The 11,930-nt window shown below is 67.6% G+C and carries 8 protein-coding genes; all 8 read right to left on the bottom strand.

Annotated features, from left to right (window positions below; genetic code table 11):
- Nucleotides 1-4 precede the first annotated feature (4 nt).
- Nucleotides 5-997, bottom strand: coding sequence for a hypothetical protein (locus N5D91_RS05815; RefSeq protein ID WP_180846454.1), 993 nt, complete (start codon nucleotides 995-997; stop codon nucleotides 5-7).
- A 237-nt stretch (nucleotides 998-1,234) separates the two neighbouring features.
- Nucleotides 1,235-2,071: a TrmH family RNA methyltransferase gene (locus N5D91_RS05810; protein ID WP_110713395.1), complete on the bottom strand. Its 837-nt coding sequence runs from the start codon at nucleotides 2,069-2,071 to the stop codon at nucleotides 1,235-1,237.
- Nucleotides 2,072-3,583: an alanine/glycine:cation symporter family protein gene (locus tag N5D91_RS05805; RefSeq protein ID WP_164162783.1), complete on the bottom strand. Its 1,512-nt coding sequence runs from the start codon at nucleotides 3,581-3,583 to the stop codon at nucleotides 2,072-2,074. It lies immediately after the preceding gene.
- A 206-nt stretch (nucleotides 3,584-3,789) separates the two neighbouring features.
- Nucleotides 3,790-4,374, bottom strand: a complete 585-nt coding sequence (locus N5D91_RS05800; protein WP_164162784.1) for a GNAT family protein — start codon at nucleotides 4,372-4,374, stop codon at nucleotides 3,790-3,792.
- Nucleotides 4,367-7,492 (bottom strand): efflux RND transporter permease subunit, encoded by a 3,126-nt coding sequence (locus N5D91_RS05795; protein ID WP_164162785.1) that lies wholly within the window; start codon nucleotides 7,490-7,492, stop codon nucleotides 4,367-4,369. The genes N5D91_RS05800 and N5D91_RS05795 overlap by 8 nt, the downstream gene beginning before the upstream one ends.
- Complete coding sequence (locus N5D91_RS05790; protein WP_110713401.1) at nucleotides 7,489-8,595, bottom strand: efflux RND transporter periplasmic adaptor subunit; 1,107 nt, start codon at nucleotides 8,593-8,595, stop codon at nucleotides 7,489-7,491. The genes N5D91_RS05795 and N5D91_RS05790 overlap by 4 nt, the downstream gene beginning before the upstream one ends.
- A 273-nt stretch (nucleotides 8,596-8,868) precedes the next feature.
- Nucleotides 8,869-10,932 (bottom strand): TonB-dependent copper receptor, encoded by a 2,064-nt coding sequence (locus N5D91_RS05785; protein ID WP_180854244.1) that lies wholly within the window; start codon nucleotides 10,930-10,932, stop codon nucleotides 8,869-8,871.
- 72 nt (nucleotides 10,933-11,004) lie between these two features.
- A complete protein-coding gene (locus tag N5D91_RS05780) occupies nucleotides 11,005-11,436 on the bottom strand; it encodes a DUF2946 domain-containing protein (RefSeq protein WP_110713404.1) in 432 nt (143 codons plus the stop codon).
- Between the last annotated feature and the right edge of the window lie 494 nt (nucleotides 11,437-11,930).

The raw sequence follows: 11,930 nt of genomic DNA, 5'->3' as shown, positions 1-11,930 counted from the left end.
CCCCTCAGAAGAACATGCCCAGGGCGACCTGGGGGCTGATGATGCGGCCGGCGTTGCGCCCGGCCACGGTGAATTCGACGCCGGCGATCAGGCCCAGTGACGGACTGAAGTGGTACTCCACGGCCGGCGCCAGGCTGACGTTGCGGCTGGCCGGACGGTGCTCTTCAATCCGTTCGATCACACCACTGCTGTTGCGTGCGAAGCCGCTCAGGCGCTGGCCGGTCTCGCGGCTTGCGGCCATTTCCATCACGCCCACCCAGCGTGAGTTGAAGCTGTACTCGGCGCCCACCGACAGGCCCAGTACCGAGCCGCGCGAAATGTGCCCCTGGAAGCTGTCGTCGGTGCCATACACGCTGGTGCCGGAAATGGCGGTGCGCGATGGGGCAGGACCGGCGCTGAGCTGGGCGCGCCAGCGCACGGGGCGATCGTTGCCCAGCCACACCACCTGCTGCACGCCCAGCGCGGCGGTGGTGCGCTGCACGCCATCGCCCTGCGCATCCAGCGGATTGCCGGTGATGCGGTCGTGGCTGCCGGTGCTGAAGCGCTGCACCAGCGCGACCGAGATGGCCGGACGGGTGCCATCGGCATTCGGCGCCTGCAGCAGGTACTGCAGGCGTGCCGTGGTGTCGCCGGCACGGAAGCCGCTGCTGCGCGCACTGCCGGATTCCGAGCGTGAGGCGCTGAGATTGACCTGGCCCATCACCCGGTCGCTGAAGCCGTAGATGATCGGCACCACGGTCGCCCACGCACCACTGCGCTCGGCGCTGCGGCGGCGATCCCCGTTGTTGTCGTAGTGGTCGCGGCTGTCGACCCGCACCAGATAGGGCTCGATGTACCAGTTGCCCTGCGGCAGGCCGGCCGGATTCGGCGTGATCAACGGGCCGGTGAAATTGACCCCGTCCAGGCTGCGCTCTCCGGCCTGCACCGCGGGTGACGCAAGCGCAGCGAGTGCCAGCACCAGGCAAGTGCGGCGTGTGCGGCGTTGGATTCGATGCATGGAACCACTCCTGTACGACGTTGGAAGGATCTCCACCGTGCGGCGCGGGAAACGGCCCAGCAATGAGATAAGTTCTAAAATTGCCTGTCGTTCGGTCAAGCGTGCTTGAAACAACGTGAGCTGACGCAGATGACCCAATTCTCCTGGCATGCACCGCTTGCGCTCTTGCACCGCGCAAAAAAAAACCCGGCCACAAGGGCCGGGTCCGGGCATCAGCACGGCATTGAAACCGCGGGATCAGCCGTTGCGTCGGCTCGCCCACTGCGCCAGCAGCACCGCCGTGGCTGAGGCCACGTTCAGGCTCTCCACCGCGCCACTGCCGGGAATCGAGACCTGAAGGTCGCACTGGCCGGCCAGGCTGCGGTCCATGCCCTCGCCCTCTGCGCCCATCACGTACACCAACCGTTCCGGCAGCGATGCGCGGAATACGTCGTCACCGCCATCGACCAGGGTTGCCGCCAGGCCAAAACCGGCCGCACGCAGCTGCGACATTGCCTGCGCGGTCTCCGGCAGCTGTACCAGCGGGACGGCTTCGGCACCGCCCTCAGCCACACGTGCGGCGGCACCGGACAACGCCAGCGTGCTGGCGGCCGGCAGCAGCAGTGCCTTGGCACCGAAGTGCGCGGCCGAGCGCAGGATCGCGCCCAAGTTGTGCGGGTTGCCCACGCCATCCAGCCACAGCGCCAGCGCCGGGCCGTCGCCGACCTGCTCCAGCCACTGCGCCAGCGGCAGTGCCGGTGCACGCAACACATCGGCCACCACGCCTTCGTGATGGGTGGTGCCGGCGAGCTTGTTCAGATCGCCGTCTTCAACCACGCGGTACCCCACGCGGTTGGCCACGCACCACTTCAGCAGCGGCTGGAGGCGCGCAATGCGTGCCTCCAGCAGGTACAGCTTGCGCAGCGCCTGCGGTCGCGCCTCGAACGCGGCCAGCACGGCATTCAGGCCGTACAGGCGCAGCTCCTCGCTGCCACCGCGCCCGCCACCGCCCGTGGCCGGCACCTCCGGGCGCGGCAACGGCGTTGCGCGCGGCGGACGGGCGGACGGGCGGCGGTTGTTCCAAGGGTTGTTCACTTACACACTCTCCTGCTTGCGCTGGCGCCAGAAATCAGCGTTCTTGATGCCCAGGGCATCAGGGTCGAACACCGGATCCAGGCCGAGCTTCTTCTGTCGTTCGTAGTCACGCAGGGCCAGCATTGCCGGCTTCTGGATGATGAGGATGGCAATGATGTTCAGCCAGGCCATCAGGCCCACGCCGATGTCACCCAGCGCCCAGGCCAGGGTTGCATTATGGAACGCGCCGAACACCACCATGGCGATGATGCCCAGGCGCAGCACCAGCACGGTCAGCGGGCGCTTCTTGTTGTGGTTCACATAGCTGAGATTGGTCTCGGCCATGTAGTAGTACGCCATGATGGTGGTGAAGGCGAAGAAGAAGATGGCGATGGACACGAACGCCGAACCCCAGCCCGGCAGCACCGCTTCCACGCCGGCCTGGGCGTAGCCCGCGCCTTCCGGAATGCCGGCCAGGCCCTGGAAGATCGGCGGGGCGCCGGCACCTGCTGGCGAATACACGTTGTAGGTACCGCTGGCCAGGATCAGGAACGCGGTGGCGGTGCACACCATCATGGTGTCGAAGTAGATGGCGAAGGCCTGCACGTAGCCCTGCTTGGCCGGGTGCGAGACTTCCGAGGCCGCTGCCGCGTGCGGGCCCGAGCCCTGGCCGGCCTCGTTGGCATAGATGCCGCGCTTGATGCCCCACTCCACCGCCAGGCCCATCATCGCGCCGAACGCGGCGTGGGTGCCGAAGGCGCTGCTGAAGATGATGTTGAACATCTCCGGCACGCGGTCGTAGTTGATGATCATGATGACGATGGCCATCAGGATGAAGCCGGCGGCCATGAACGGCACCACCACTTCGGCGAAGTTGGCGATGCGCTTGACGCCACCGAAGATCACCACGCCCAGCAGCAGCGCGACCACGATGCCGATGCCCAGCTTCAGCGCCTGCACCGATTCCATGCCGAAGGCCTGGCCATCGAGCGGACCGCACAGCGCAGTGCCGCGGCAGGCGTTGATGATGCTGTCGGCGATGGCGTTCGCCTGCACACCGGGCATCAGGAAACCGGCGGCAATGATCGTGGCGATGGCAAAGGCCAGCGCGTACCACTTCAGGCCCATGGCCTTTTCGATGTAGTACGCCGGGCCACCGCGGTAGCGGCCTTCAGCGTCCTTGGTCTTGTAGATCTGCGCCAGGGTGCATTCCACGTACGAGGTGGACGCGCCGAGGAAGCCCATCACCCACATCCAGAAGATGGCGCCGGGGCCGCCGAAGGCGATGGCGGTGGCCACGCCGGCGATGTTGCCGATCCCCATGCGCCCGGCCATCGACATGGCCAGGGCCTGGAAGGACGACACACCGGCGTCTGATTTCTCACCCTTGACGGTGAGGCGGCACATCTCGAGGAAGCCGCGGATCTGCATGAAGCGCGTGCGCAGGCTGAAGAACAGGCCGGCGCCCAGGCACACGAAGATCAGTGCCTTGCTCCAGATGATGCTGTTGATGAAATGTACGGTTGCTTCCACGCGCGCTCTCTCCAGTCGGCGGGTTGTAAGGACGTCCCGTCGGCTGGAAGGGACCTGACCGATTCTCCCTGATCGAAGGCCGCTGCGGTAGCGCCAGAAGGATGGGGTCGGATCCCTTGCGCAGCGCGCAGGGGCTCTGACCCCCGATATCCGTGAAATGGGGTCAGAGCCCTTTTCTGCGAAAAGGGATCCGACCCCACGCCTGTTCAGGGCAGCTGCGTGCGCACCCGGGCGAAACGGCGCAGGTCGTGCAGCACGCCGCGCTTGTAGACCGCGCAGCGGTCCACGCCTTCTTCCCGGAAACCGTTCTTTTCCAGCACCCGGGCCGAGCCGAGGTTGAAGTCGACCACCCCGGCCTGCAGCCTGAACAGGCGAAGTTCGTCCATCACCCAGGGGGCGAACAGGCCGACCACACGGGTCATCACTCCTTGGCCCCAGTAGGCCTGGCCCAACCAGTAGCCCAGCTCGGCCATGTGCCCGCGCTCGGCACTGCCCTGCTGGGCCCCGACGCTGCCGCAGGCTTGGCCGTCGATCTCGATGGCCAGGTTCAGGGTACCGGGGGCCAGCACGCGGCCGGCGAGGAAAGCTTCGCCATCCTCGCGCGTGTACGGGTACGGGAAGCGGTCGCGCAGGCCCCGCGACACCTCGGCGTCGTTGGCGTGGCGCAGCAGGGATTCGAGGTCTTCATTGCGCCAGGGGCGCAGCAGGAAGCCCTCGCCCTGCAGGTGTGGGGGCAGAGCCCTTTCCCCTTGGGAAAGGGATCCGACCCCGTTGGCGGTCGGATCAGGCATGGCCACCCACCACGGGCGATTCCGCTTCCTGCTTCTCCAGCTCGCGCTTCACCGCTTCCGGCGAGCGGGTGTACGGGGCCAGCCGCGCGTAGAACGCCGGCACCACGAACAGCGACAGGAAGGTCGAGAGGGTCACGCCGAAGATGATCACGATGCCGATCGTGCCACGGCTGGCCGAACCAGGGCCACCGGCCACCACCAGCGGAATCGCGCCGACCACGGTGGCGATCGAGGTCATCAGGATCGGGCGCAGGCGCACCATCGCCGATTCGATGATCGCCTCGCGCACGGTTCTTCCGTCGTCACGCAGCTGGTTGGCGAATTCGACGATGAGGATGCCGTTCTTCGCGGCCAGGCCGACCAGCATGACGATGCCGATCTGGCTGAACAGGTTCACCGTGCCGCCGCTCACCCACAACCCGACCAGCGCGCCGAGCACGCCCAGCGGCACGGTCAGCATGATGGTGAGCGGGTGGATGAAGCTCTCGAACTGCGCGGCCAGCACCAGGTAGACCACCAGCAGGGCCATCGCGAAGGTCAGCAGCACGGCACCACCGGCGCTCTGGTACTCACGCGATTCGCCCTTCCAGTTCACCTGTGCATACTGCGGCAGCTCCTCGCGAGCCACGTTCTGCGCCCAGGCAATGGCCTCGCCCAGCGGATAGCCCGGCGCCAGGCCGGCGTTGATGGTGATCGAGCGCAGGCGGTTGAAGCGGTTCAGGGTGCCGGCCTCGGCCACTTCGCTCAGCGTGACCAGGTTGGACAGCGGCACCAGTTCGCCGGAAGTCGCGCGCACGCGGATCGCCGCCAGGTCGGCTGGGCTGGCACGGCCATCGCGGCCGGCCTGCACCAGCACGTCGTACTCCTCGCCGTTGTCGACGAAGGTGGTGACGCGGCGCGAGCCCATCATGGTTTCCAGCGCCGAACCGATCGCGGTGACCGGCACGCCGAGGTCGGCCGCACGCTGGCGGTCGATGTTGACCCGCATCTGCGGCCGGGTCTCCTTGTAGTCCGAGTCCGGGCCGACCAGGCCGGGATTGTCGGCCATGCGCAGCAGGATGCGGTCGCGCCACTGCGCGATCTCGGCATATTCCGGACCACCCAATACGATCTGGAACGGCTGGCCGCCGCTGCGCACCAGGCCACCGCCCACCTGCGTGCGTACCCGCACGCCACGGATGGTATCCAGCTCCTTCTGCAGCTCGTTGGCCACTTCCGGCGTCCCTTCGCTGCGCTGGCGCCACGGCTGCAGGAAGATGCTGACGCGGCCGGTGTGCATTTCCTCGCTGGCGCCCCAGCCACCCGGCACGCGCGGGTTGGCGCGCACGATTGGCTTGTCCGGGCCGACATGCGGTGCCAGCATCGCTTCCACCTGCTGCACCTGCTGCACGGTGTAGTCGTAGCCGGCGCCTTCCGGGCCGTCGATCATGATCTGGAACGAACCGCGGTCTTCGGCCGGCGCCAGTTCCGACGGCAGCAGCTTGAGCAGGCCCCAGCTGGCAGCCAGTGCGGCCACCATCACCAGCAGGTAGATCCAGGTGCGGTCCACGTGATGGTCGAGCACCCGCCCATAGGCCCCTGCCAGGCGCTCCAGGTTGCGGTTGACGAAGCCATGCAGGCCACGCGGCGCGTGCCCGGTGTGCGGCTTGAGCAGCTTGGAGGCCATCATCGGCGTCAGCGTCAGCGCCACGAAGGCGGACAATGCCACCGCGGCGGCCAGTGCCACCGCCAGCTCGCGGAACAGGCGCCCGGTGTTGCCTTCCAGGAAACCGACCGGCAGGAACACCGCCACCAGCACCGCGGTGGTAGCAATCACCGCGAAGGCGACCTGCGCGGTGCCGCGCTTTGACGCCACCAGCGGGGGTTCGCCCAGATCGATGCGGCGCTGCACGTTCTCCACCACCACGATCGCATCGTCCACCACCAGGCCGATGCACAGCACCAGCGCCAACAGGGTCAGCAGGTTGATCGAGAAATCAAACGCATACAGTGCGATGAACGCCGCGACCAGGCAGACCGGCACGGTCACCGCCGGAATCAGCGCGGCGCGGAAGCTGCCGAGGAACAGCCAGATCACCGCCAGCACCAGGATCATCGCCTCCACCAGCGTGGCGTAGACGCGGTCCACCGCGGCTTCGATGAAGGTGGTGTTGTCGAAGGCAACGAAGATCTGCGTGCCCTTCGGCAGGGTCAGTGCGACCCGCTCCGCCTCGGCACGCGCGACACGGGCCACGTCCAGCGAGTTGGCGGTGGAGGTCTTGACGATGCCCAGGCCGATGCCCGGCTCGCCGTTGCTGCGGTAGTAGGCGCGGCGCTCGGCCGAGGCCAGCTCGATCTTCGCCACGTCGCCCATGCGCACCACGTAGCCATCGCGTCCCTTGCCCAGCGGGATGGTCGCGAAGTCTTCCGGCTTGATGTAGTTGCGCTCCACGCGAAGGGTGAAATCGCGGTCGGTCGACTCGATGCGGCCGGCCGGCAGTTCCACGTTCTCGTTGCGCAGCGCGGTTTCGACGTCGCCGGTGGTCAGCCCGCGCGCCGCCAGCTGGTCGCGGTCCAGCCAGATCCGCATCGCGTAACGCTGGCGGCCGCCGATGCGGACCTGGGCCACGCCGTCGAGGCTGGAGAAACGATCGACCACGTAGCGGTCGGCGTAGTCGCTCAGCTCCAGCGTGTCCATGGTCGAGGAGACCATGTTGAACCAGATGATCGGGTCGGCATCGCTCTCGACCTTGGCGATCTCCGGCGGACGCGCTTCCTCCGGCATGCGGTCGGCGACGCGGCTGACCGCATCGCGCACGTCATTGGCCGCCGCTTCGATATCGCGGTTGGAGGTGAATTCGATGCTGACCTGCGAGCGGCCATTGGTGCTGCGCGCATTGATCGTATCGATGCCTTCGATGCCGGCCAGCGCGTCTTCCAGTACCTGGGTGATACGGCTTTCGATGACCGCGGCCGAGGCGCCGGTGTAGTCCACCGACACCGAGACGATCGGCGGATCGATGGCCGGCAGCTCACGCAGGGTCAGGCGGGTGAAGGACATCACGCCCAGCACCAGCAGCAACAGGCTCATCACCACGGCAAACACCGGCCGCTGGATGGAGATGTCGGACAGCTTCATCCGCCGTGGCCCTCGGCCGCGACCGGCGCTGCAGCGTCAGCGGGCTTCGCACCGCTGGCCGGGGCCGCGTCCTTGGCCGCGACCTTCAGGCCCGGGCGCAGCTTGCCGGTGCCATCGACCACGATGCGCTGGCCCGCTTCCAGGCCCTGCCTGATCTCGACCACGCCGGCACGGCGCGCGCCGGTGACCACGTCCACGCGCTCGACGCTGTCGTCGGCCTTGATGCGGTACATGAAGGTATCGCGGCCGACCTGCACCACGGCGATCTCCGGCACCACCAGCGCCGGGCGCTCGGGCCGGAACAGGCGCACGTCCAGCAACATGCCCGGACGCAGCGCATGGTCGCCGTTGGCGAAATCGGCGCGCACGGTCACCGCACGGGTGGCCGGGTCGATGCGCGCATCGATGGTGCTGACCACACCCTCGAAGGTGCGGCCGGGCCACGCCACGCTGGTGGCACTGACCTTGTCACCGACGCCCAGTGCGGCCAGTTCCACTTCCGGCACCTGGAAATCGATGTGCATGTGCTCGATGTCGTCGAGCGTGGCGATCACCGTGGTCGGCGTCAGCAGCGTGCCCGGGCTGACCTGGCGGATACCCAGGACGCCAGCGAACGGCGCACGCACGCGACGGTCGCCGATATCCGACTGCATCTGCGCCACACGCGCCTCGGCGGCATCGCGGATCGACTTCTGCGTATCCAGCGTGGCGCTGGACACCAGCCGCTGGGTGGCCAGCTCGCGCTGGCGCTTGTACAGCTGGTCGGCCTCGTGGAAGGTGGCCTGCGCCTGCACCAGCGCAGCCTCCTGGGCCTGGCCGCGCAGGGTCACGATCGGCGCCCCGGCAGCGACGTGCTGGCCGCTTTCGAAATGCACTTTCTCGACGATCTCGCTGACCTTGGCGGTCACGCTGATGGATTCGCGTGCCTTGGCCGTGCCCAGTGCCTGCAGGGTGTCGTTCCACTGCGTGGACTGCACGACCTGCGCGGTGACCGGCACCGCTTCTCCCTGCCGACGGGCGGCGGCCTCCTGTTTGCCTGCGCACCCGGCCAGCACGGCCAGGCTGAGGCCAAGGGCCAGGGTCGAAGCGATACGAGCCAACATGAACGGTCCTGAGTGATCCACGGCCGCCGAGTGTAGGCAAGGGCCCGCAAAAGCGGTATGTGCCAAGCGTTTACCGGCGTGGAACCAGGGCTGCGATAGCGCCTTGAACCCGTTCCGTGCAAGGCTGATATCAGCGGTGTCGGCGTGTGTCGAGGTGTATCCAGCCGCCCACTGTGGCCGCTGCCATCGTAGAGTCGAAGCTGCCCGACGGAGGGCGTCGGGCGGGGACGGATCCTGGCGGGGATCCGGCCCCGTTTTTTTGCATCCGACGGATCAATACCGGTAGTTCACCTTCATCCACAAGCTGCGGCCCGGCTCGTTGATGCGCACCGGATCGGCCGGGAAGCCGAAGTCGGCGCTGCCGGCAAGGTTCAGGTGCTCGCTGTAGGCACGGTCGAACAGGTTGTCGACGCCCGCGCTGAGCTGCAGCTGCGAACTGAAGCGGTACGCCGCGTTGAGCGCGAAAGTGGCGAAGCCGGCACTCGGCCCGAGATCCTGGGCGACGACGTTGCCTTGGCCATCTGCGACACGATGCTGGTGGGTCACCGCGCGCAGCAGCGCACCGGCACTCCAGCGCTGGCCCTCCCAGTTCGCGCTCAGGCGTGCTTCCAGCGGTGGCATCTGCGGCAATGGGCGGTGCTGGTCGCGGTTCTCGCCCCACGCATAGGCCAGCGTGCCGCCCAGCGTCCATTGTTCGGCCACGCTCACTTCCAGGCCCGCCTCGGCACCAGCGATACGCGCATCAACGTTGCTGGCTTGGCTCATGCCCATCATGCCGCTGCCGTGGTAGGTGAACAGGATGTAGTCCTGGATCTGCCCGGCGTACGCCGAAACCCACGCCTGCACGCGCGGTCCCTTGTACTGCAGGCCGACATCGAGCTGGGTGGTGCGCTCCGGCTGGATACCAGCAAACGCGTTCACCGCACCGGCCGGGCCGTGGTTGGGCGAGAACAGCTCCCAGTAGTCGGGCATGCGTTCACTGTGACCGAGGCCGGCATACCAGGTCAGGCCGTCGGCCAGGTCCTGCTCGTAGCGCAGGAAGCCACTGCCGAGCCATTCCTTGCGACGCTGGCCCGCGGTCGGATTGGGCATGTTGCCCATCATTCCGCGGATCGACTGCCGCTCGTCGCGCACGCTGGCACGGTCGATGCGCAGGCCGCTGATCCAGCGCTGATCGGTGCCGGCACCGAGGGTCAACTCGGTGAACACACCATAGCGACGGAAGTTGGCATCGGTCTCCCACGCCGCCTGCCGGTAGGTGTCGCGGCCCATGCCCATGCGCCCACGATGGCGGCTGTCTTCGCCATCCACACCCGCCACCAGCTGCACGTCCTGCCAGCGCCACTCGGAACTGACCCGACCGCCCTGGGTTCGGCGATCCACGTTCGATGCCATCGGCATCGGCATCATGCTGTGCGGGTTCGGCGTGCGCAGCGTGTAGTTGTCCATCACGTGGTCGGCGTTGTTGTAGTACACGTTGGCCTGCAACGTGTCCCATGCCCCCGGCAGGTTGCGCTTCTCGAAACGCGCGGCGTAGCTGGTGCGTTCGAACGCGGCACCGTCCATGCCACGGCCCGCGTAGCGTGCGATGGCATCACCGGCACCGGCGGAAATCTCCAGCAGCGTGTCGGCATCCGGCGTCCAGCCGATGGCCACGTCACCGTTCCACTTGCGCCACTTCGACGGCACCACGTCACCGTTGCCATCCTTGTAGTCATCGGCTTCGGAACGGTTGCCACTGGCGCGCACGTAGCCGGTCGGGTTGCCCAGGGTCAGGTCCAGCACCTGGTCGTTGCGGTTGCGCGAACCGACCAGCGCACTGGCATCGGCACGCACGCCCGGTTCCTCGAAACGCGGGGTATCGCGCTCGAAACGCACGGTGCCGGCCGACGCCCCGGCCCCCCAGCGCACGCTCTGCGGGCCCTTGATGATGGTCAGCCGGTCGAAGCTTTCCGGTGCGATGTAGGACAGCGGATTGTCCATGCGCGATGGGCAGGCGCCGATCAGGTTGCCGTCATTGCTGAGGATGTTCAGGCGCGAACCGAACATGCCGCGCAGCACCGGGTCGCCGTTGGTGCCGCCGTTGCGGATGGCGGAGAAGCCGGGGACGGTCTTCAGGTAATCAGCGCCATCACTGGCAGGCACGGGCTGCCGCGGCAGGCGCGGATCGGTCACCCAGTGCAACGGGGACGACGGCGCGGCGGCGGTGACCACCATCGTGTCGAGGGTACGCGCCTCTTCGGCAGGCGCAGCGTGGGCCAGTGACGCGGCCACGGCCAGGCCAAGGGCAACCGGCAGGCGCGCGCAGGCGCCCGCGGGGCGGGAAGTCATTTTCATCGGAACAGCTCCAAAGTACGCACGCGCGCACGGCGCCCGGTCAGGCGTCGTGCGGCAGATTCGATAGGGACATCAGCGAACGATGGAGAAACGCGGCGGCCCGCGCGCGGCATGTGCCGGCCAGCGCAGCGCGGGCAGCACCTGCTGCGACCACGGGAACACCAGCCGCGGGCGCCACAGCAGCGGCAACAGCAGCACCAGCACCGCCAGCCACGGCAGCAGGCGCATCGCCAGCACGCAGTATTCGCAGGCTTCGCCGTGCATGGCGTGGGGGTCGGGCGGACGGCTGGGCGCGGCCGGCGCGGCGCCGTGCTGATCGTGCCCGGGCATGGCCATGGCGTGCATGTCATGGCCCATCGCGGCATGGTCCATGCCCGCCATCGCCGCGTGCTCCATCGGCGATGCCTGCAGCGCGCGGCTGACCAGCGGCGCGAGCACCATCAGCAGCGTCGCCAGGACGGCGAGCTGGAGCAGGAGACGCTGCGGGCGGGACAGGCGGGTCACCCCGCTAGTTTAGAGCCGGGTCCAGGGTTGCCCTGTGCGACGAACCGTCGCAGGCATTTGCGACACCCCGTCGCGGGGGTGTTCGGCAGGGCTGCGCCCTGCACCTGCAGATGCCACGTCCACGGCAAGAGCCGAAGCAACAGCAAAAGCAAAAGCAAAAGCAAAAGCAAAAGCAAAAGCTGGCTTCCCGTGGGATGGCGGGGCGGGTCCGGTTGCGGGAGACGCCGTAAACCCGTCCCTGGGGGCTTGGCCGCGGCATCCATGCCGCGGACACTCCCGCAACCGGACCCACCCCGCCTTCGACAGTTTGCTGCGGTCTGTTGGAACGGCTCTTGGGGTCAGATCCGTTTTCCGCAGGAAAACGGATCTGACCCCAGATGTATTTCGATATCTGACAGTTTTCATCCACGCATGGCGTGGATCAACCGTGTCGACCAAGGTCGACACCTACCAACAGCCGCCGGAATCTGTCAGAGGTGGGGCGGTGTGGGCGG

The organism is Stenotrophomonas sp. GD03794 (genome assembly GCF_029842145.1).
Taxonomy (GTDB): Bacteria; Pseudomonadota; Gammaproteobacteria; order Xanthomonadales; family Xanthomonadaceae; genus Stenotrophomonas; species Stenotrophomonas riyadhensis.
This window is presented reverse-complemented; position numbering and strand designations above follow the sequence as displayed.

Coding starts and splice junctions, on each gene's coding strand:
- N5D91_RS05815 (WP_180846454.1), bottom strand. CDS start 997: ATGCATCGAATCCAACGCCGCACACGCCGCACTTGCCTGGTGCTGGCA.
- N5D91_RS05800 (WP_164162784.1), bottom strand. CDS start 4,374: ATGCCTGATCCGACCGCCAACGGGGTCGGATCCCTTTCCCAAGGGGAA.
- N5D91_RS05795 (WP_164162785.1), bottom strand. CDS start 7,492: ATGAAGCTGTCCGACATCTCCATCCAGCGGCCGGTGTTTGCCGTGGTG.
- N5D91_RS05790 (WP_110713401.1), bottom strand. CDS start 8,595: ATGTTGGCTCGTATCGCTTCGACCCTGGCCCTTGGCCTCAGCCTGGCC.
- N5D91_RS05785 (WP_180854244.1), bottom strand. CDS start 10,932: ATGAAAATGACTTCCCGCCCCGCGGGCGCCTGCGCGCGCCTGCCGGTT.